Here is a 247-nt window from a genome sequence, read left to right as displayed (position 1 = left end):
AGCATAACCTACCAGGGTTGGCACCCTTTTACCATCCTCAGCTACTTCGTCCCCAAAACCTACTACACCCACATCAGGAAGCCAGTAAAAGGGCATACCCAGCTGGGTAAGGAACTCAAAAGCAGCGTCCATCTTGCCTTTAGCTCTTTCTACTGCATCCCTTTTTTCACCCCAGGGAAAAATATGGGGAGGGCCGCCAAAAGGATCGGCCCCGTGGCCGAAGAGGAAAGGCCGGTGGGCCACTGAA

The 247-nt window shown here is 53.4% G+C and carries 1 pseudogene; it reads right to left on the bottom strand.

What is annotated here, in order from left to right:
* Positions 1-247 (bottom strand): annotated as a pseudogene (locus KVT36_RS31920) (hypothetical protein); the annotation flags it as partial.

Origin of the sequence: Chitinophaga sp. GbtcB8, assembly GCF_019091455.1 — a bacterium.
In the GTDB taxonomy this organism is placed as follows: Bacteria; Bacteroidota; Bacteroidia; order Chitinophagales; family Chitinophagaceae; genus Chitinophaga.
This window is presented reverse-complemented; position numbering and strand designations above follow the sequence as displayed.